The sequence below is a fragment of the Bradyrhizobium sp. 142 genome (assembly GCF_023074015.1).
Classification (GTDB): Bacteria; Pseudomonadota; Alphaproteobacteria; order Rhizobiales; family Xanthobacteraceae; genus Bradyrhizobium.
Map to the genome: position 1 here is coordinate 22,842 of NZ_JADPKQ010000096.1, position 20,310 is coordinate 43,151.

Annotated in this window: 14 protein-coding genes and 2 pseudogenes; 14 read left to right on the forward strand and 2 right to left on the reverse strand. The window is 64.3% G+C overall.

All coding sequences use genetic code 11. The annotated features are described in order from the left end of the window. Position 1: 1 nt before the first annotated feature. The 10 genes from IVA82_RS09895 (at position 2) to IVA82_RS09940 (ending at position 14,075) form a co-directional block, all read left to right on the forward strand. Positions 2-3,277 carry a transglutaminase family protein gene (locus tag IVA82_RS09895; RefSeq protein ID WP_247386685.1) on the forward strand — a complete coding sequence of 1,092 codons (3,276 nt, stop codon included), beginning with the start codon at positions 2-4 and terminating at the stop codon, positions 3,275-3,277. Positions 3,278-3,304: 27 nt separating this feature from the next. Then, positions 3,305-5,818, forward strand: coding sequence for a circularly permuted type 2 ATP-grasp protein (locus tag IVA82_RS09900; RefSeq protein ID WP_247386686.1), 2,514 nt, complete (start codon positions 3,305-3,307; stop codon positions 5,816-5,818). Continuing rightward, positions 5,815-6,693: a transglutaminase family protein gene (locus IVA82_RS09905; RefSeq protein WP_247386687.1), complete on the forward strand. Its 879-nt coding sequence runs from the start codon at positions 5,815-5,817 to the stop codon at positions 6,691-6,693. Before IVA82_RS09900 ends, IVA82_RS09905 begins: the two co-directional genes overlap by 4 nt. A gap of 225 nt (positions 6,694-6,918) precedes the next feature. Next, positions 6,919-7,749 (forward strand): metal-dependent phosphohydrolase, encoded by an 831-nt coding sequence (locus IVA82_RS09910; protein WP_247386689.1) that lies wholly within the window; start codon positions 6,919-6,921, stop codon positions 7,747-7,749. 47 nt (positions 7,750-7,796) lie between these two features. Then, on the forward strand, positions 7,797-8,696 hold the full coding sequence (locus IVA82_RS09915) for an alpha/beta hydrolase (RefSeq protein WP_247386691.1): 900 nt from the start codon (positions 7,797-7,799) through the stop codon (positions 8,694-8,696). A 75-nt stretch (positions 8,697-8,771) separates the two neighbouring features. Continuing rightward, positions 8,772-10,295 (forward strand): FAD-dependent oxidoreductase, encoded by a 1,524-nt coding sequence (locus tag IVA82_RS09920; RefSeq protein ID WP_247386692.1) that lies wholly within the window; start codon positions 8,772-8,774, stop codon positions 10,293-10,295. Between the two features lie 128 nt (positions 10,296-10,423). Further along, the gene (locus IVA82_RS09925; protein WP_247386694.1) at positions 10,424-10,999 is read left to right on the forward strand and encodes an HdeD family acid-resistance protein; all 576 of its coding nucleotides are present in this window, start codon (positions 10,424-10,426) and stop codon (positions 10,997-10,999) included. A gap of 55 nt (positions 11,000-11,054) precedes the next feature. Then, positions 11,055-11,279, forward strand: a complete 225-nt coding sequence (locus IVA82_RS09930; protein ID WP_247386696.1) for a hypothetical protein — start codon at positions 11,055-11,057, stop codon at positions 11,277-11,279. Positions 11,280-11,390: 111 nt separating this feature from the next. Beyond that, positions 11,391-12,602, forward strand: coding sequence for an ABC transporter substrate-binding protein (locus tag IVA82_RS09935; RefSeq protein ID WP_247386697.1), 1,212 nt, complete (start codon positions 11,391-11,393; stop codon positions 12,600-12,602). Positions 12,603-12,842: 240 nt separating this feature from the next. Beyond that, a complete protein-coding gene (locus IVA82_RS09940) occupies positions 12,843-14,075 on the forward strand; it encodes an acyl-CoA dehydrogenase family protein (RefSeq protein ID WP_247386699.1) in 1,233 nt (410 codons plus the stop codon). A 233-nt stretch (positions 14,076-14,308) separates the two neighbouring features. Here the strand turns inward: IVA82_RS09940 and IVA82_RS09945 are convergent. Next, positions 14,309-15,630 (reverse strand): annotated as a pseudogene (locus IVA82_RS09945) (epoxide hydrolase family protein). A 211-nt stretch (positions 15,631-15,841) separates the two neighbouring features. Between IVA82_RS09945 and IVA82_RS09950 the strand changes: the two are divergent. The 4 genes from IVA82_RS09950 to IVA82_RS09965 all read left to right on the forward strand — a co-directional run bounded on the left by IVA82_RS09950 (position 15,842) and on the right by IVA82_RS09965 (position 18,990). Then, positions 15,842-16,201, forward strand: coding sequence for an acyl-CoA dehydrogenase family protein (locus tag IVA82_RS09950; protein ID WP_346658756.1), 360 nt, complete (start codon positions 15,842-15,844; stop codon positions 16,199-16,201). Between the two features lie 503 nt (positions 16,202-16,704). Next, positions 16,705-17,304, forward strand: a complete 600-nt coding sequence (locus IVA82_RS09955) for a hypothetical protein (protein WP_346658755.1) — start codon at positions 16,705-16,707, stop codon at positions 17,302-17,304. A 140-nt stretch (positions 17,305-17,444) separates the two neighbouring features. Next, a complete protein-coding gene (locus tag IVA82_RS09960) occupies positions 17,445-18,059 on the forward strand; it encodes a TetR/AcrR family transcriptional regulator (protein ID WP_247386700.1) in 615 nt (204 codons plus the stop codon). A gap of 70 nt (positions 18,060-18,129) precedes the next feature. Continuing rightward, positions 18,130-18,990, forward strand: coding sequence for an EamA family transporter (locus IVA82_RS09965; protein ID WP_247386701.1), 861 nt, complete (start codon positions 18,130-18,132; stop codon positions 18,988-18,990). A gap of 564 nt (positions 18,991-19,554) precedes the next feature. Here the strand turns inward: IVA82_RS09965 and IVA82_RS09970 are convergent. Continuing rightward, positions 19,555-20,069: pseudogene (locus IVA82_RS09970) on the reverse strand (Crp/Fnr family transcriptional regulator); the annotation flags it as partial. Positions 20,070-20,310: the final 241 nt, after the last annotated feature.

Consider the following 20,310-nt stretch of genomic DNA (forward strand, 5'->3'; position numbering starts at 1 on the left):
CGTGTCGATCTACGTCGCATTACACCACGTCACACACTACAAATACGACCGTCCGATCGATCTTGGCCCGCAGACTATCCGGCTGCGGCCGGCGCCGCACACGCGCACGCCGATTCTGAGCTATTCGCTCAAGGTCACGCCATCAAACCATTTCGTGAACTGGCAGCAGGATCCGCAAGGCAATTGGCTGGCGCGCTACGTCTTCCCGGAGAAGACCACGGAGCTGAAGATCGAGGTCGATTTCACGGCGCAAATGACCGTGGTCAATCCGTTCGACTTCTTCGTCGAGCCTTATGCCGACAGCTTTCCGTTCGAGTATCCGCAAGATCTCAAGACGGAGCTTGCGCCTTATCTCGAAACCATCAAGCCCGACCGCCTGTTCGCAAAATATCTCGATTCGCTCCCCCACGAAGCTCCGAACACCGTCAACTTCCTGGTCGATCTCAACAGGGAGCTACGCGAGCGAATTCGTTACGTCATCCGAATGGAGCCGGGCGTGCAGACGCCGGAGGAGACGCTGTCGTCCTGCGCCGGCTCATGCCGCGACTCCGCCTGGCTCTTGATCCAGGCCTTCCGTCATCTCGGGCTCGCTGCCCGTTTCGTCTCCGGCTACCTGATCCAGATCCGTCCCGACATCGATCCGATCGAGGGCCCGCCGGAGGTCGAGAACGACTTCACCGATTTGCACGCCTGGGCCGAGGTCTACCTGCCCGGCGCAGGCTGGATCGGCTTCGACGCCACCTCCGGCATGCTCGCGGGCGAGGGCCACATCCCGGTCGCCGCGACGCCGCACTACCGCTCCGCAGCCCCGATCTCCGGCGGCGCCGGCTTTGCCGAGGTCGAGTTCGCCTTCGACATGAGCGTCCGGCGCATTCGCGAGGCGCCGCGTATCACAAAGCCGTTCTCCGACGAATCCTGGACCCGGCTCAACGATCTCGGCGAGCAGGTCGACGGCGATCTCGCCGCGCAGGATGTGCGGCTCACCATGGGCGGTGAGCCGACCTTCGTCTCCGTCGATGATCTGGAAGCGGCGGAGTGGAACACCGAGGCGGTCGGTCCGACCAAGCGCGCGCTTGCCGACGATCTGATCCGCCGGCTGCGCACGCGCTTTGCGCCCGGCGGCCTGCTGCACTACGGCCAGGGCAAATGGTATCCCGGCGAAACCCTTCCGCGCTGGGCGTTCGGTCTGTACTGGCGCAAGGACGGCGTGCCGATCTGGAAGAATGCTGATCTGATCGCCAAGATCGAGAATCCGCGGCGGGCCGGGGTCAAGGACGCCGAAGCCTTCATGCAGGGCACGGTGGCACGGCTCGGCCTCGATCCCGGCTACATCATGCCGGCCTATGAAGATCCCGCCTACTGGTTGCAGAAGGAGGGGGAGCTTCCCGTCAACGTCGATCCATCCGACTCCAAGCTGTCCGATCCGGAAGCGCGCGCGCGCATGGCGCGGGTGTTCGACGAGGGGCTGAATACGCCGAAGGGCTTCGTGCTGCCGGTGCAGCGCTGGAACGCGGAAGCGCCGCGCTGGCGCAGCGAGCGCTGGAATCTGCGTCGCAACCATCTGTTCCTGATGCCCGGCGATTCCCCGCTCGGCCTGCGATTGCCGCTCGCCGCGCTCGAATATGTGCCGCCCGATCGCTATCCCTACATCGTCGAACAGGATCCGATGGAGCCGCGGAGCAAGCTGCCGGTGTTCGGCCGCATGCAGCGCCTGGAAGCGCCCGGACCACAGCTCGCGCCGAAAGGTCCCGATGCGCCGGAGCCGGTCCGCACCGCGATGTCGGTCGAAGTCCGCGACGGCGTGCTCTGCGCCTTCATGCCGCCGGTGGAGCGGATCGAGGATTATCTCGAGCTGATCGCAGCCCTCGAGGCCACTGCCGAGGAGATGCAGCTCCAGGTCCATGTCGAGGGTTATCCGCCGCCGTTCGATCCGCGCGTCGACGTCATCAAGGTGACGCCCGACCCCGGCGTGATCGAGGTCAACGTCCAGCCGGCAAAGAACTGGCGCGAGGCGGTCGACATCACCGTCGGGCTCTACGAGGATGCCGCCAAAATTCGTCTGGGTGCCAACCGCTTCCTGGTCGACGGCCGCCACACCGGCACCGGCGGTGGCAATCACGTCGTGGTCGGCGGCTCCAGCCCGCAGGATTCGCCGTTCCTGCGCCGCCCTGATCTCTTGAAGAGCCTGGTCCTGTACTGGCAGCGCCATCCGTCGCTGTCTTATTTCTTCTCCGGCCTGTTCATCGGCCCGACCAGCCAGGCGCCACGGATCGACGAAGCGCGCCACGACAGCATTTACGAGCTCGAGGTCGCGCTCTCGCACGTGCCGCCGCCGGGTTACCAGGCGCCGCTGTGGCTGGTAGACCGGCTGTTCCGGCACCTGCTCGTCGATATCACCGGCAACACCCACCGCGCCGAGATCTGTATCGATAAGCTCTATTCGCCGGATGGCCCCACGGGGCGGCTCGGCCTCGTCGAATTCCGCGCGCTCGAAATGCCGCCCGATCCCCGCATGTCGCTGGCCCAGCAGCTCCTCATCCGCGCGCTGATCGCAAAGCTCTGGCGCGAGCCGCAAGCTGGCAAGTTCGTGCGCTGGGGCACCGCGCTGCATGATCGCTTCATGCTGCCGCATTTCATCTGGGAAGACTTTCTGGATGTGCTCTCGGAGTTGAAGCAGTCCGGCTATCCGTTCGAGCCGGAATGGTATCTGGCCCAGCTCGAATTCCGCTTCCCCGCCTTCGGCCGTGTCCATCATGGCGGCGTGACGCTGGAATTGCGCCAGGCGCTGGAGCCCTGGCATGTGCTCGGCGAGGAGGGCTCGGCCGGCGGCACGGTGCGCTACGTCGATAGCTCCGTCGAACGGCTCCAGGTCAAGGCGGAGGGCTTTGTCGAGGGCCGCCATGTCGTGACCTGCAACGGCCGGCGCCTGCCGATGACCTCGACCGGCCGCTCGGGCGAGGCCGTCGCCGGCGTCCGCTTCAAGGCCTGGCAGCCGGCCTCCGGCCTGCACCCGACCATTCCGGTCCATGCGCCCTTGACCTTCGATCTCATCGACACCTGGAATGGCCGCTCGCTCGGCGGCTGCGTCTACCACGTCGCCCATCCCGGCGGCCGCAGCTACGACACCAAGCCCGTCAACACCTACGAGGCCGAGGCGCGGCGGCTCGCGCGCTTCCAGGACCATGGCCATACGCCCGGCCCGATCCGGCCGCCGCCGGAGGAACGCACAAATGAGTTTCCGCTGACCCTCGACTTGCGAACGCCGCTCCTGCAATGAGTATTTGGGTGGGGCAAGGAGACTCGCATGGGCGAGGGCGCAGCCGAAGAGAACGACCAGGCGGGCAGGGCGTCCGGCCGGCGCCGCGTCGCGCAATGGGTTCGCGACTATAGCCGCCTGCCCGGCATCCCCGACGAGTTCCTCGGCCCCGACGGGGCCCCGCGCGCGGTCTGGAGCCGCTTCCTCGATGCCTTCGGCGCGCTCGCGCCCGACGAGATCGAACGGCGCTTCGCCATGGCCGACCGGCATTTGCGCGAGGCGGGCGTCACCTACCGCGCGCCCGGCGATGCCGCCGACCGGACCTGGCCGCTCAGCCACCTGCCGCTCCTGATCGACGAGGCCGACTGGCGCCAGCTCACCGCCGGCATCAAGCAGCGCGCCGAGCTGCTCGAGCTGGTGCTGCGGGACATCTATGGCGAGGGACGGCTGGTTGCCGAGGGCGCGCTGCCCGCGGCCGCGATCGCCGGCAGCGCCGAATATCTGCGGCCCGTCTGCGGCGTCCCGCCGCCCGGCGGGCGCTATCTCTCGATCTATGCCGCGGATGTCGGCCGCGGGCCCGACGGCCGCTGGTGGGTGCTCGGCGACCGCACGCAGGCGCCATCGGGCGCGGGCTACGCGCTGGAGAACCGCCTGGTGCTCTCGCGCGCCTTCTCCGATCTCTACAAGTCGATGAAGGTGCCGCGCGTCGCGCCGTTCTTCGAGGCCTTTCGCGACTCGCTTCGCGCCAGCGCCGACCGCGACGAGCCGCGCATCGGCGTGCTCTCGCCCGGCAGCTTCAGCGAGACCTATTTCGAGCATGCGACGCTGGCGCGCTATCTCGGCTTCCTGCTGGTCGAGGGCGACGATCTTGCCGTCAGTGACAACCGCGTCCACATCCGAACCGTCGCAGGACTCAAGCGGCTCGACGTGCTGTTGCGCCGCGTCGATTCCAACTCGCTCGATCCGCTCGAGCTCGATGCCTCCTCGCGGCTGGGTGTGCCCGGCCTGATCGACGTGCTGCGCAAGGACGGCGTCGTCGTCGCCAACATGCCCGGCTCCGGTGTGCTGGAGGCCCGCGCGCTGCTCGGCTTCCTGCCGGCCCTGAGCCGCCGCCTGCTCGGCGAAGAGCTGAAGATGCCGCATATCGCGACCTGGTGGTGCGGCCAGCGCTTGGCGCGCGACGAGGTGCTGTCGCGGCTCGACGAAGTCGCGATCGGAGGCGCCTATCGGCGCGGCGTTCCGGGTTTCGACGGCAACGGACCGGTGCTTGCGAGCGAGCTCGATGCAAGCGGCCGCCGGCGCCTGGTCGACTCCATCAACGGCCGTGGCATGGACTATGTCGGCCAGGAGGTGGTGCGGCTCTCGACCATGCCGGTCTGGGAGCAGGGGCAGCTCACGCCGCGCCCCTTCGTGCTGCGCGTGTTCGCGGCCGCGACGGCCGATGGCTGGACCATCATGCCCGGCGGCTTCTGCCGGATCGCCGAACAGGCGGATGCGCGCGCGGTGTCGATGGGCGACGGCGCGCGCGCCGCCGATGTCTGGGTCGTCTCCGAAAAGCAGGTCTCGACCGCGACGCTGCTGCCGGCGACCGATCAGGTGCGGATCCGCCGCATCGCGGGCGTGCTGCCCAGCCGGGCTGCCGACAATCTGTTCTGGCTCGGCCGCTATCTCGAACGCGCCGAGGCGACGCTGCGCCTGGTGCGCGCCTTGAGCTCGCCAAGCGGGCCCAACAAGGGCACCTCGGCCACGATGCAGTCGATCGAACGCATCCAGCGCATGCTGGTGTCCTGGGGTGCGATTTCGCAAGCTTCGCGCGCGGCACCCGGGCGCATCGCCGCCGAAGCGCTGCAGAGCGCCGAGCGTCCCGGCTCGGCGTTGTCGCTGGTGCGCGCGGCACAGCGAACGGCGACCTCCTTGCGCGAGCGGCTGTCGCCGGATGCCTGGCAGGTCATCACCGAAATGGCCGAACGGCTGGCCTGGGAGGTCGAGGACGACGACAGCGTGCTGAGCGCCGCGGAGCTGACCTTGCAGGAGCTTGCGAGCTTTGCCGGCCTCGCGCAGGAGAACATGAACCGAGCCGCAGGCTGGCGCTTCCTGGATATCGGCCGCCGCGCCGAGCGCGCTATCAACACCACGCGCTTCGCGCGCCAGTTCGCCTATGACGAGGCTTGCGACGAGGATCTCGATATCCTGCTGACGCTGGTGGATTCACAAATCACTTACCGTTCGCGCTATCTGCTGGCGCCGATCCTGGCCCCGGTGCGCGACCTTGCGGTGCTCGATGGCTACAACCCGCGCTCGGTCGCATTCCAGGTCACGACGCTGAACGAGCACATCGCGGCGCTGCCGAGCCTGAAGGAACACGGCCTGATCGAGCGGCCGCAGCGGCTCGCGGTCGCGGTGCAGGCGATGCTGGCGACCGCCGAAGCCGAGAAGCTCGAGGTCAAGACGCTGTTCGCGCTGGAGCAGGACCTGCTCAGCCTCGCTGAAGCAATCGGGCTGCACTATTTTCCGCATGGTCCCAATGCCAGCCGGCCGGAAAAGCTGACGGGGCTGGCGTGATCTACGACATCCGTCACGTCACTACCTACGAGTACGAGAGCGCGGTCAGCTTCGCCCGCTGCACGCTCCGGCTGGAGCCGAGGAGCGGCGGCGGCCAGGAGCTGATCTCGCACAATGTCGAGATTCGGCCGCGCCCGGCGGAGCGCAACGTCCGGCGCGATTTCTTCGGCACGCTGACCGAGAGCGTGGTGATCGAGGCCGCGCATCGGACCTTGCGGATCGACTCGCGCTCGCGCGTGTCGGTGTCGCGCCAGACGCCGCCGCGTGACGCCGCGAGCCCGTCCTGGGAGGGCATCCGCGACCTGGCCTTCGAGGCGACGAGCCTCGGGCCGTCCTCGCCAGTGGGCTATGTCTTTGCAAGTCCCCTTGTGCCGGTGCTGCGGCCCGTCAGCGCCTATGCGGAGGCGAGCTTTGCGCCCGAGACGGGCATTCTCGCCGGCGCCGTCAATCTCATGCATCGCATCCGCACCGAGTTTCGCTACGATCCCAAGGCGACGGCGATCTCGACGCCGCTCGACGAGGTCTTCGACAAGCGTCACGGTGTCTGCCAGGACTTTGCCCATGTCATGATTGCTGGCTTGCGCGGGCTCGGTCTGCCCGCGGCCTATGTCAGCGGCTATTTGCGTACCATTCCGCCGCCGGGCCGGCCGCGCTTGCAAGGCGCCGACGCGACCCATGCCTGGGTGTCGCTGTGGTGCGGAGCGGAGCTCGGCTGGGTCGACTTCGACCCGACCAATGATCTCTTGGTTGCCAACGATCACATCGTGCTCGGGGTCGGTCGCGATTTCTCAGATGTCTCGCCGGTGGACGGCATCATCGTCGGCTCACCGAAGCAGAAGCTCGGCGTCGCCGTCGACGTGATGCTGGTGGAGTGAGCGTGGTTCACCGTCCCGGCGCGGCCGCCCAGGGCTTATTGAACCGGGTGTATTGAACTGTGACAGCAACCGCTATGTTGCGAAGCGGGACGGTAACATATTTCCTTATTTTCGTCCCCGGGTTTGGTCAGTTCCGCAAGATGGGCTATGCTGGATTTGCGTCGAGGACGCGAACGAGACGTGGGGAGTTGGCGTGGAACACCACCGACAGGCGGGGCTGCATCCATGATCACGTTGCCGAAACTGGCGGCCGAAACCCTGGAGAAGATGCTAGGCTCGTTCATGCGTCGCAGGTACGACGACGAGTCCTATGCCAGGGTGCTGGAGGGCTCGACGCGCACCGCGATGGAATGTATCGGCAACAGCGATGCGCTCTACCACAATATCGAGCATACGATGCTGGTAACGCTGGCGGCCCAGGCGATCCTCATGGGACGCAATCTCCACACGCACCTTGCGGCGGAAGACTACATTCACATCCTGATCGCCAGCCTTGCCCACGACATCGGCTATGTCCGCGGTCTGTTTCCGGAGGATGACGACGACGGTTTCGTGATCGACGATGCCGGGACCAAGGTGTCCCTACCGCGCGGCGCCTCGGATGCCAGTCTGATGATGTATCACGTTGACCGCTCGAAGCTTTTCGTGCGGCGGCGGCTGCCACCGATCCGCGGTATCGACAGCGAGCGCGTCGCGCGCGCCATCGAGGGCACCCGCTTTCCGGCCCATGAAGGGCAGGAGTATGACGACGAGGCCTCGATCCTGCGCGCCGCCGACTTCATCGGACAGCTCGGCGACCCCAATTACTTGCGCAAGGCCAATGCGCTCTATTACGAGTTCGAGGAGGTCGGCATCAACCGTCAGCTCGGCTACGACTCGCCGGCCGACATCGTCAACCGCTATCCGCAATTCTATTGGAACAGCGTCGCACCGCACATCCAGACCGAGATCGGCTATCTCAACAAGACCGAGATCGGCCGGCAATGGATCGCCAACCTCTACAGCAACGTGTTTCGCGCCGAGCGAGAGATCTCGCTGTCAGGGCCGCAGAAATAGGTCGGGTCGTTGCAGGGCACGACGTCGAGTAAATCCGTAAATCCGTCATGCAGCACAAAACACTCGCGACCGACGTCCTCGACATCGCCTATCTCGAATATGGCACGCCGGCCGGTTGGCCCTGCATCATGGGCCATGGCTTTCCCTACGACGTAAACGCCTATGCCGAGACCGCGCCGCTCGTCGCAAAGGCCGGCGCGCGCGTGCTGGTGCCATGGCTGCGCGGCTACGGGCCGACCCGGTTTCGCTCCGCTAAAACCCTGCGCTCGGGAGAGCAGGCGGCGCTGGGGGCTGATCTGCTCGCTTTCATGGACGCCCTGAAGATCCCACGCGCGGTCGTCGGCGGCTATGATTGGGGTGGGCGTGCAGCCTGCGTGGTCTCGGCTCTGTACCCTGAGCGCGTCGTAGGTCTCGTCTCCGGCAATTCCTACAACATCCAGAACATCGCCGGCGCCATGGAGCCGGCCTCGCCGCCGGAGGAAGCCGCGCTCTGGTATCAATATCTCTTCCACAACGAACGCGGCCGCCGCGCGCTGGAACGTAACCGACGTGGGTTTGCCCGCCAGCTCTGGTCGATGTGGTCGCCGACCTGGGCATTCGACGACGCGACGTTCGAGCGCACCGCGGCCTCGTTCGACAACCCCGATTTCGTCGATGTCGTGATCCATTCCTATCGCCACCGCTATGCGCTGGTCGCGGGCGATCCGGCCTATGCCGGGATCGAGGCGAAGCTTGCCGGCCAGCCGCCGATCCGCGTCCCGACGATTGCGATCGACGGCGACAGCGATGGCGTCAATCCCGGCACTGCGCATCATGCGCGCAGGTTCGAGGGTTTTTTCAAGCGGCGGGTGTTCGCCGGGGCCGGCCACAATCTGCCGCAGGAGCGTCCCGCCGAATGGGCACAGGCCGTGCTCGATGTTCGCAACGCGGCGGCCGAACGATCCTGATTTTCGCCGATCACGGGAACTTTTCGCGGTCGGCGCCGTCCAAATCCTGAGCTGTGCGTGAGCCGGGAGATGATCATGAACGAGGAAAGCAAGCCGAGCGGACCTGACCTGACCAAGGGCGTCTCGCTGACCGAATTCAAGGACGGCAAGCTACTTGGTCATGTCGGTGCGGAGGATGTTTTGCTGGTGCAGGCGAGCAATGAGATCTTTGCGATCGAGCCCTCTTGCAGCCACTACCACGGACCGCTTGCCGAAGGGTTGGTGGTCGACGACACCATCCGCTGCCCCTGGCATCACGCCTGCTTCTCCTTGCGCACCGGCGAGCCCACGCGTCCGCCGGCGCTGAACGCGCTGGCAGTGTGGGAGGTGACGCGCGACCGGGATCGGATCCTGGTTCAGCGCAAGCGCGAGATGCCGGCGCCCCCGGCGCCTCATCGTGCGGCGCCGATGCCGGAGAAATTCGTCATCGTCGGCGGCGGCGCGGCCGGATTCGCGGCGGCCGAGATGCTCCGGCGCGAAGGCTTTGCCGGCGCCATCACCATGCTTAGCGACGACGGCGCGATGCCGGCCGACAGGCCGAACCTGTCCAAGGACTATCTTGCCGGCAACGCGCCGGAGGACTGGCTGCCATTGCGCCCCGAGGATTACTATGCGGATGCGGGCATCGACCTCAGGCTCAACACGAATGTTTCCGGGATCGATCTCAAGGCGCGTCGCGTGACATTGGGCAATGGCGACATGCTGCCGTTCGACCGGCTGCTGCTTGCGACCGGCGCCGAGCCAGTCAAATTGGAGATCCCCGGCGGCGACCAGCCGCATGTCCACACCTTGCGTTCCGTCGCCGACAGTCGTGCGATCATCAAGGCGGCGGGAAGTACGAAGCGCGTTTTGGTGATCGGCGCCAGCTTCATCGGCCTCGAGGTCGCGGCCTCCTTGCGGGCACGCAAGCTCGAGGTGCACGTGGTCGCCCCGGAAGAGCGGCCGATGCAGCGCGTGCTCGGTGCGGAGATGGGCGATTTCGTTCGCGCGCTGCATGAAGAGAATGGCGTCAACTTCCACCTCAAGGAAACCGTGGAAAAGATCGACGGAATGCGCGCGACGCTGAAGAGCGGCGGCGTCATCGAGGCCGATCTCGTCGTCGTCGGGATCGGCGTCAAGCCGCGCCTTGCGCTGGCCGAGCAGGCGGGGCTCGCGACCGATCGTGGCGTCAGCGTGAATGAATATCTCGAGAGCAGCGCTTCCGGCATATTTGCCGCCGGCGACATCGCACGCTGGCCCGATCCGCATTCGGGGCAAGCGATCCGCGTCGAGCACTGGGTGGTGGCCGAGCGGCAGGGCCAGACCGCGGCGCGCAACATGCTCGGCAGGCAGCAGCGTTTCGACGCCGTGCCGTTCTTCTGGTCCCAGCACTACGACGTACCGATCAACTATGTCGGTCACGCCGAGAGCTTCGATGACATCGCCATCGACGGCAGCATCTCCGGCAGGGATTGCCTGCTGAAGTTCCGCAAAGGGGGCCGCGTGCTCGCGGTTGCCTCAATTTACCGCGATCTCGATAATCTCAAGGCCGAGCTCGACATGGAGCGTTCGCGCGCATGAGACGCTCCGTCCGCCCTTGACTTAAGTCAATGGGGCTCCCGCGGGAGCTGCTCTGCTGGCTGTTGTCCCGGCGCGGTTCGTGCTATCCTGAGATGTGCCTTGGGACTTCGCATGCAGGAGTAGCCGTCATGACAAGTGCTTCGGATACGTCCCCAAACCTGGGTCTTGGGTCGGGCATTACAGCGCTGCACGCCAAGTGGGGCTGGATCGTCGCCCTTGGCGTCGTCTATCTCATCGCCGGCTTCGTCGCTCTCGGCAGCATGGTTATGGCGACCGTGGCGAGTGTGATCGTGGTCGGTGCGATGATGGTTGTTGCCGGGGTCACCGAGGTGATCGGCGCATTCCAGATGAAGAGCTGGGGCAAGTTCCTGATCTGGGCCTTGCTCGGCGTGCTCTATATCGTCGCGGGCTTCCTGACCTTTGAGAACCCGTTGTTCGCCGCGGCGCTGCTCACCTTGTTCCTCGGCGCCTCGCTGCTTGCCTCCGGCGCCGTCAGGCTGTTTCTCGCCTTCAGCATGAAGCGCGAAAGCCCGTGGGTCTGGGTGGCGCTATCTGCCGTCATCACGCTGCTGCTCGGACTGCTGATCCTGGCGCGCTGGCCGGTCAACAGCGTCTATATTCTCGGCCTGTTCCTCGGCATCGACTTGATCATGGCGGGCGCGGGTTGGGTCAGCTTGGGCTTCAGCCTGCGGCGGCGCCGCTAGGCGGGGTAAAGGATCTGTCTGGTAGCGGCGCCCGCGTCGCCGGAGGGGATCATTCATGCGTTGGGTTCATCTCGCCGTCATCGTGCTGCTCGCTGCCGTCACGGTGATCTTCGCCGCGCAAAATCTCGAGACAGTCACGATCTCGTTTTTCAAGATGAACGTGAGCCTGCCGCTCGCGGTCCACACCATCGTGGTCTATCTGCTTGGCGCGGTAACTGGCGGCAGTCTGTTCGCCTTGCTGCGGCGCTCCTACGCGGGCTCGCGGCGAAGCGTCGGGTAAACCAGCAACTCGACGCAAGACCGTCTTTCGGAACTCCGCTGATCTGACGCGCTGACCAAAAGCAGCACGCCGCGCGTTTGCCTCGCGGACGATTATCATCGGGGAGAAACTATGAGAACCGCTCTGGTCCTGGCCGCGGCGCTGGCTGCCGCCGGTCTGTCCATACCCGTCTCCGCGCAAAAATCCTACGGTCCCGGCGTCAGCGACACCGAGATCAAGGTCGGCAATACCATGCCCTATAGCGGGCCGGCGTCGCCGCTCAGCATCACCGGCAAGGTGATCGCGGGCTATTTCGACGAGGTCAATGAGAAGGGCGGCGTCAACGGGCGCAAGCTCAACTTGATCTCGCTGGACGATGCGTTCTCGCCGCCCAAGACCATGGAGGCGGCACGGCGGCTGGTCGAGAGCGATGGCGTCGCGTTCATCTTCGCGACCATGGGCACGGCGCCGAGCTCGGCGATCGCAAAGTACCTCAACAGCAGCAAGGTGCCGCAGTTGTTCTTGATCAGCTCGGCCTCGAAGTGGAACGATCCGGCCAACATGCCCTGGTCGATGGCGCTGCCCTGGGCGCCGAACTACACCAGTGAGGCCGCGATCGATGTCGCCTATGCCCGCGCCAAGAACCCGAATGCGCGCTTTGCGGTGCTCTACCAGAACGACGACGCCGGCAAGGAATATCTTCGCGGCGTCAAGGAGGCGCTCGGAGCTGATGCCGACAAGGCGATCGCGATGGCCTCGAGCTTCGAGGTTGCCGATCCCACCGTCGATTCCCAGGTGCTGACGCTCGCGAGCACCAAGGCCGATGTCTTCATGATTTATTCGGTGACGCCGCGCGCCTGCGCGCAGGCGATCCGGAAAGCCCACGAGGTCGGCTGGCAGCCACAGCGATTCCTCGCCTCAGGTTGCGCCAACAAGGCCACCGTGATGGTGCCGGCGGGGCTCGATGCCGGCAAGGGCGTGCTCTCGCTCGGCTCGCTCAAGCCGTTCACGGCCGAGCCGAAGGACGATCCGGCGATGTCGGCCTATATCGATTTCATGAAGCGGCGCCTGCCCAATGCCGACGTCAACAACGTCGCTGGCCTCTACGGCTACACCGTCGCCGAGGCGCTGGTCGTCGTGCTGAAGCAGTGCAGGGACAATCTGACGCGCGAGAACATCATGGCGCAGGCGGCGAGCCTGAAGAGCGTGCCGCTGTCGCTGCTGATGCCCGGCATCACCCTCAACACCACGCCGCAGGATTTCCGCCCGATCAAGGACGGCTATATGCTTCAGTTCGATGGCAATGACTGGATCGTGGCGAGCGAGCTGTTGCGGGGGACGTGATGTTAGAGCTGAACGAACGGCCGCAGAGACGGTGCACCCTCTCCCCTTGTGGGAGAGGGTGGCTTCGCAAAAGCGAAGCCGGGTGAGGGGTCTCTCTCCTCACGACCGGTTGTGCGAGTGGAGAGAGACCCCTCATCCGGCGCCATAGCCGATGCGAAGCATCGGCGTTCTTAAGAACGGCGGCCGAAGGCCGCCTATGCCACCTTCTCCCACAAGGGGAGAAGGGAACAGGAGAACACAATGGACTTTCAACACTCCGAACGTTCGCTGGAGCTCCAGGAGCGCGTCCGCCGGTTCATGCAGACGCATATCGAGCCGGTCGAGGAGCTCTATTACGAGCAGGTCAAGCCGGAAGCCACGCGCTACCGGACGCCGCCTGTGCTCCAGGACCTGAAGCGGCTGGCGCGCGAGCAGGGACTCTGGAACCTGTTCCTCTCCGGCGAGCACGGGCCAGATCTTGCTAACGCAAGGCTGACCAATCTCGAATATGCCCCTGTGAAGGAGATCATGGGCCGCATCCTCTGGGCGCCCGAGGTGTTCAACTGCTCGGCGCCCGACGTCGGCAACATGGAGGTGCTGGCCAATTACGGCACGCCAGCGCAGCAAGGGCGTTGGCTGAAGCCGCTGCTTGAAGGACGGATCCGCTCCGGCTTCTCGATGACCGAACCGCAGGTCGCCTCCAGCGACGCCACCAACATCCAGTGCGAGATCCGGCGCGACGGCGGCAACTACGTCATCAACGGCCGCAAATGGTTCACCTCAGGCGCGATGAACGAGGATTGCGAGATCCTGATGGTGATGGGCAAGACCGCGCCCGACCATCCCGACCGCCATCGCCAGCAATCGATGATCCTGGTGCCGAAGAATACGCCCGGCGTGCGCATCGTGCGCGACATGCTGACCTACGGCTATGACGATGCGCCGGCCGGCCATCCCGAGATCGTCTACGACAACGTCCGCGTGCCCGCCGAGAACATTTTGCTCGGCGAGGGCCGCGGCTTCGAGATCGCGCAAGGTAGGCTCGGGCCCGGCCGCATCCACCATTGCATGCGGCTGATCGGCTGCGCCCAGCGCGCGCTGGAATTGATGTGCGCCCGCGCGGTTTCCCGCACAGCCTTCGGCAAGCCGCTCGCCGAGCAAGGCTCGGTGCGCGAAGACATCGCAAACTCGTTCTGCGAGATCACGCAGGCGCGGCTATTGACGCTGCAAGCGGCCGACAAGATGGACCGCGAGGGCAACAAGGCCGCGCGCGACCTGATTGCCGCGGCCAAGATCGTGGTGCCGAGCATGGCCGCCCGCGTCATCGACCGCGCCATCCAGATCCACGGCGCCGCCGGCGTCTCGCAAGACACGTTCCTCGCCCGCGCCTACGTCTACGCCCGCTTCATCCGCATCGGCGACGGACCCGACCAGGTGCATCTGGCAGCGGTCGGCAAGGAGTTGATCAAGCGCGGCGGGGTGATGGCCGGGTAGGGGCTACCGTCCGCTGGGCTCCGCGTTTGCATATGAAACACACTTGCACCGGCAGTCACGCACTCCGCCTTCCGACCGGGTGCCGGCTTTTCGCCAAGCTTCGTTGCTCGCCTCAACGAAGTAACGTTATCAACGTCCGCCCTTTCCGATTTCCTGTTTGCCAGTGCGTCGCCGGGTAAGTTGCGGGTGGTTGAACACCCGTCGGCGACGGTCTTGGCCACACCGCGACTGAACTAGATTGCGGGCCGAAGCGGTCTGAATGCGGCGCGCAGCTCGGCGGAGAAAAGCTCCGGCTGCTCCCAAGCTGCAAAATGACCGCCTTTGCCGACCTCGTGGAAGTAGACCAGGTTGCGATAGGCGCGCCGGGCCCACCGGGGCTTGATAGCTCTCGCCCGGAAAGACCGTGATGGCCACCGGGAGCGAGATCTCCGCAGTCTTCTCCGGGCCGGCAAGGGCGGGACTGCGCCCGCTGTATTCCCAGTAAAGTCGCGCCGATGAAGTCGCGCTGTTCGTCAGCCAGTGGAGTGTAACGTCGTCCAGCACTTCGTCGCGGGACTTTTCGGGGTCGGTGCCGTCATATTTCCAATGCGCGAAACCTGGATGCCCAAGCATCCAGGCTGCGAGGCCCGCGGGAGAGTCCGTCAAGCCGTAGCCGATCGTTTGCGGCCTTGTCCCCATCATCAACCATAGGACCGGTTGCCCATTTTGGCGGCCGTACTGAATGCTTCGAACGCCATGCGTTCCTTCTCAGACAGTCCCGCCGGGACAGGCCCGCCGGCGGCGAGGATCGCAGCAATCTCGGGCGGCACGATCGCTGGCAAGTTGATATGGATGCCGAGCAAACCTGCCGGCGCCAGCCGCGCCATCGCGCTTGAGACGGGTGAACCCCAGTCGCCGCCCTGGGCGACATAATGGGTGTAACCCAGGCGCTTCATCAGTTCTGCCCAGATCCGCGCTGTGTGGTCAGGACCCCAGCCGATATCAACCGGTTTGCCGGAGAAGCCGTAGCCGGGCATCGAGGGGATCACGACGTCGAACGCGTCTTCAGGCCGGCCGGTATGGCCGTTGGATCGGTGAGCGGATCGATCACCTTGAGCTGCTCGAATACCGATCCCGGCCAGCCGTGGGTTATGACGACAGGCAGCGCATTGGGATGCTTGGAGCGGACATGAATGAAGTGAATGTCGATACCGTCGATAGTGGTGATGAATTGCGGAAGCCCATTCATCTTTGCTTCGATCTTCCGCCAGTCGTACTCCTTCCCCCAGTAGTGCACGAGCGACTGGAGCTTCGCCAACGGAATACCTTGGGACTGATCGGAAACAGTCTCACGGTCAGGCCATCGAGTCGCCAACACGCGCCGGCGAAGCTCGACGAGATCCTCCTCGGGGACATCGATGCGGAAGGGGCGAATTGCGCTCTCGTTGCCCGCCGACGCCCTATGCATGGGAAACACGCTCGCGGAAATCGCCACTGCAATTCCAATCGCGGCGGTGCTCAGAAGCGAGCGTCGGTCTCTGTCAATGATGATCTCGGAATTGTATGACATGGGCATGGGACTGTCTCCTGGCTTCAGGCGATCGGAGCCTGCGGGGCAGGACAATCCTCCGTCTGGCTCTGCAACTTGGCTTGGAAGCTGGCCAATAGCTCGTTAGGCCTTGTTAGATGCTGTGAGCTGTTGCGACCGCTACCGGGCGTGAGACAAGCTCAGCACTGCTGTCCATGTCCGCTCACAAGGCAGGGCGGACAAGACATGGCTTCGCGAACTGATCGGATCTGTGATCACACGCGCTGGTCAACTACGTGAGGACATCGCAAACTCGTTCTGCGAGATCGCGCAGGCGCGGCTATTGACGCTGCAAGCGGCCGACAAGATGGACCGCGAGGGCAACAAGGCCGCGCGCGACCTGATTGCCGCGGCCAAGATCGTGGTGCCGAGCATGGCCGCCCGCGTCATCGACCGCGCCATCCAGATCCACGGCGCCGCAGGCGTCTCGCAGGACACGTTCCTCGCCCGCGCCTACGTCTACGCCCGCTTCATCCGCATCGGCGACGGACCGGATCAGGTGCATCTGGCGGCGGTGGGAAAGGAGCTGATCAAGCGCGGCGGTGTGATGGTGGGCTAGGCAGACATGCTCCGGGGCACTCCGGCCGCCCTGTCGCCCATTAGGATTGGTTTTCCGCAGTGTTTGCCCATTCAAACGCCGCGTCGTTCAGTGTTGAGCCGTTGCCACGTCGGTGCTATGGTTAAACCGCATCATACCCATTTGGTCTGATGAAGCGGGCGGATGATCAGGCTTACGGACTGCCGCCTGCCATTTGGAAACTGGAATATTTGAAGCCATAGGCCCCGCCTCCGGGCGCATTTCAAAGCCGGCCGCGCAGTCTTCATTGACGTTAGTGCCCTCCGTTCTTCCTATTGACTCGGAGGCGGGCCTGTTTCTGTCGAGCGTAATCGAAAAGCGATTTCGCCATGTTCATTCCGACAAGCCGAGCCGATTGCAAGGCAGGTAAAGCCCGTTCCAGTGCAGGACCAGTTTGTCTTTACTTAATAGCTTTCCTGCTAGGTGCTGCTTGCGTTGCTCAATTCGCGGACACCGCGTGGGCTCAATGCGCAGCCCGGGATGTCTTGCGCAACAAGCTGGAGCTCAGGACACGCTCCGCCCAACCGTCCCAACTGCCTATCAAGTCCGCTCGCGATGTGGCGACATGGAAGACGATCATAATTGGCACATTTGCCGGGCCGATCAGGCTGCGCAACGAGCTGGATGGTCTGGGCTGCAATGTCGGTGGGCAGGCCTCTGAAATTCTTGCTCGACCGGCGTTTACTGTCGGCTCACACAAGACCGATGTGGAGCTTGTCCTCGTAACGCCGGCCCAGCTTGGGTTCACGTCCGATACCGTGAGCCTGGCTGACGTTTACGCGCGTGCTCGGCAGCTCGGCTTTGAACTTGCTGCGGCCGAAGTCGGCCCGCAATTGCGTATCCAGTATTTCGATCAGCCTATGGGCGAATTTCTCATTATTGGCATGGAGCCAATCAAGACCTGGAGCGGCGAGCCCATCATTCTGAACGTGGCAAATGGCGGAGCCGGATTGATCCTGATCGGCCAAGACGGCAGAGCCGAAGCCGAAATACCCGCGACATCCCGGTTCGTCTTTGCGCGGTCGCATCAATCCGCACCCGGCGCCGAATTCATCGACCAGACAGCGGCAATTCTGCCACCGTAAACGGAAACCGACGGCAATTCTGGAGGACGCCATTGAATGGCGGCCTGCAGCCAGCGTGTAAAACGCCTCCCGGCCGAGTCCGCTTCCGGATCCAAGCCTGCCACTTGCGATATATAGACCATCCGGTCTATATATCAGCAATGAGCCGCCAAACTCCAGCGCAGTTGCCCCGTGGCCGCCCCCGAAGCTTCGACACGGAAGCCGCGGTCGAACGCGCGATGGGCGTGTTCTGGTCGCGCGGCTATCACGCCACGGCGCTCCCGGATCTTCTTCGTGCGACCAAGCTCTCGCGTGGCAGCCTTTACGCCGCTTTCGGCGACAAGCACTCGCTCTTCCTGCGTTCGCTTGATCGCTACATTGCCGATGCCATGACACGGATGGACCTCGAACTCGACCCCTGCAGGGAGCCGGTCGACGCCCTACGGGCCTACCTTGCCGGCTACGTCGACCGCACCAGCGGTGCCAATGGCCGGCGCGGATGCCTGCTCGTGGCCACAGCCATGGAGCTGGCTGGCCACGATGCTGAGGTTAATCGCCGCATCGCAAGCTTCTTCAAATCCATGGAGGCCAGGGTGGCGGATGCACTGTCCCGCGCGAACACGGCGGGCAAGTTGGCCGAAGGTGTCGAGCCTGCAAGTGCCGCCCGAATTCTCATCTGCTTCCTTTGGGGGCTACGAGTGGTGGCCAAAACGGCACCGACACGGATCACGTTACAAGCCACCGTTGACGCTCTTCTCGGCCGCTTCATCAGGTAGACGACCCATGGACGACTCCGCTGTTAGCGCGCCTATATCTAGACCGAACGATCTTGAAAGGAAAGATGCCATGTCGGCCATCCAGATCGTCTGCGCCGTGGCCGTTCCGTTGCTCTGGGGTTATCAGTTCGTGGCCATCAAGGTGGGCGTTACGGAGTTTCCGCCTCTCTTCTTCCTCGCCCTCCGGTTCATGGCCATCGCGCTGCTGCTTATTCCGTTCGTCAAGAGGCCCAAGCGTCAACAGTTCGGCCCTATCGCAGCTATTTCGTTTTTCCTTGGTGGACTGAACTTCGGGCTCTTCTATGTCGGCCTTGGGCTCGGCTCGGGAAGCGTGTCGGCCGTCGCATATCAACTCGCGCCGCCCTTCACCGTGCTGTTGGCCTGGCCGCTGCTCGCGGAGAGGCCGTCTCTCACCACGTCCGCCGGAGTGGTGCTTGCATTCGTCGGCGTGATCATGTTGGCGGCGGGGCTTGGCCTGTCGGCAAGCGCGCTTCCACTGCTGCTTGTGGTCGGGGCCGCCTTCGCGTTCGCGGTATCCAACGTCTTGACGAAGCGCTACGGCCCTTTTGATCCCCTGATGTTGATGGGATGGTCATCCCTGCTCACGGTGCCACAGGTCATGTTGATGTCGTCGCTCCTTGAACATGGACAACTGGCGAGCCTGATCACGGCGGATGAACGTGGTTGGCTGGCACTCGCCTACACAATTTTCATCGGAGGAATTGTTGGGTTTGGCCTTTGGTTCTGGCTGATCGCCCGTTGCTCCATGGGCCGCGTCGCACCATTCGGCCTGCTGCTCCCGGTGTTCGCCTTGATGTCGAGCGTGTTGTTTCTTGGCGACCGCATGACCCCAAAGTTGATTGTCGGTGGGCTGCTCGCGATCTCCGGCGTCGCCATCACGCAGGTAAGACCGAGCGTCCGATCAGTTTGAAAAACTGGAAGGCGCGCCGCGGCGACTTGCGGGTTTGGCCCGTAAACGACCTGCCATGCGTTTCCCGCCCAAGATTGCTTCTGACCAAAGTGGACATGCCGGGCGCGAAGGTTCTCGCATAGCGCCGATCATTCTCCGCCAAAAGGCCCCCAGCCTAAGTGGTATTCAAGCAGATGACATAAATGGACCGAAAGCACCGGCCAGACGTTGAAAAACAATCAACCGAAATGGACGAGGGTCCTCCGTGGGAGACAACTTCTCGGGCATTCATTAGCGCGGGAGACGAGTATGACACTTATTTGGCTTGGTGTGCTCCTGGTTTTCGGCGGCGTGCTCCAGATGGCGTATCAGCCGATCTGGCGAGGCCGCCTAAGTGGCGGAAGGCGGCTTCGCTCCGGGCGAACCAGTGACACCATTGAACCTGAAAGACCGGCCAGCGGCTTTGGGATCAAATCGAATTGGCCTGGACTTACACTGGTCGCGCTTGGCGCCGCGTCCTTGCTGGCCGGCGCTGCCATCTGAGTTGAACCTGAGTTAGATGACGTTCTCGGGCCTTGCGGGGGGCCGCGCCCGATCGATCTCACCAAATCCGCGCCGGTCGGACGGGACGGCTCCGGCCTTGCGTAGCTTGCTCATCGTCAGCGTCACTGTCGTCCGCCGCACCCCAAGCAATTGCGCAAGCGCCTCCTGGGTCACCGGAAGGAGGTCATCGGGGACGCGGTCGTGAAGCTGCAGGAGCCACCGCGCCATGCGGCCATCCACCCTGTGCAGCGCGTTGCAAGCGGCTACGTGCTGGAGCTGCAATAGCAGCGCGCGGGCATGGAGCTGCACGACATTCCTGATGGCTGCGCTTTGCGCATAGGCAGCCCGAAATTTTGCGGCGGAAATCAGCGATGCCGTGCCGGCCACGCGAGCAACCGCGGTCACGGATGAAAGTGACGGGCCGAGCACGGAGAAAGAGGCCAAAGCGGCGCCTTCCCGTCCCATCAAGGTGGTCGCGACCGTTTGCCCGAAGGCGATTGCGTCGTTATGGGAAAATAAACCGGGTCCATCTCATCGCCCGACCGCACCAGGACGGCTTTTGTGAAGGTTTTCGGATGCCGGCCCCATGACGGTGGCTCGGCGCACACCGGGGCCGGCGTCCGCAAACCTCCAAGGGAGATGCTATGGGGCGGCGGCGAGGATATTGCATCCATCGTTGCTGATGTGAACCGATGGAGGGCCCCATGCAGAAATTGAACGATCTGAGCCGATCCCCGAGCCCCCTCGACCCGGACGGCACGCTGATCGCCGTTATCGAACTGAGCCTGTCGAGCTGGC

Excerpts from the sequence above, each read along its gene's own strand:
- IVA82_RS09925 (WP_247386694.1), top strand. The coding sequence starts at position 10,424 with ATGACAAGTGCTTCGGATACGTCCCCAAACCTGGGTCTTGGGTCGGGC.
- IVA82_RS09935 (WP_247386697.1), top strand. The coding sequence starts at position 11,391 with ATGAGAACCGCTCTGGTCCTGGCCGCGGCGCTGGCTGCCGCCGGTCTG.
- IVA82_RS09920 (WP_247386692.1), top strand. The coding sequence starts at position 8,772 with ATGAACGAGGAAAGCAAGCCGAGCGGACCTGACCTGACCAAGGGCGTC.
- IVA82_RS09930 (WP_247386696.1), top strand. The coding sequence starts at position 11,055 with ATGCGTTGGGTTCATCTCGCCGTCATCGTGCTGCTCGCTGCCGTCACG.
- IVA82_RS09965 (WP_247386701.1), top strand. The coding sequence starts at position 18,130 with ATGTCGGCCATCCAGATCGTCTGCGCCGTGGCCGTTCCGTTGCTCTGG.
- IVA82_RS09915 (WP_247386691.1), top strand. The coding sequence starts at position 7,797 with ATGCAGCACAAAACACTCGCGACCGACGTCCTCGACATCGCCTATCTC.
- IVA82_RS09940 (WP_247386699.1), top strand. The coding sequence starts at position 12,843 with ATGGACTTTCAACACTCCGAACGTTCGCTGGAGCTCCAGGAGCGCGTC.
- IVA82_RS09960 (WP_247386700.1), top strand. The coding sequence starts at position 17,445 with ATGAGCCGCCAAACTCCAGCGCAGTTGCCCCGTGGCCGCCCCCGAAGC.
- IVA82_RS09900 (WP_247386686.1), top strand. The coding sequence starts at position 3,305 with ATGGGCGAGGGCGCAGCCGAAGAGAACGACCAGGCGGGCAGGGCGTCC.
- IVA82_RS09910 (WP_247386689.1), top strand. The coding sequence starts at position 6,919 with ATGATCACGTTGCCGAAACTGGCGGCCGAAACCCTGGAGAAGATGCTA.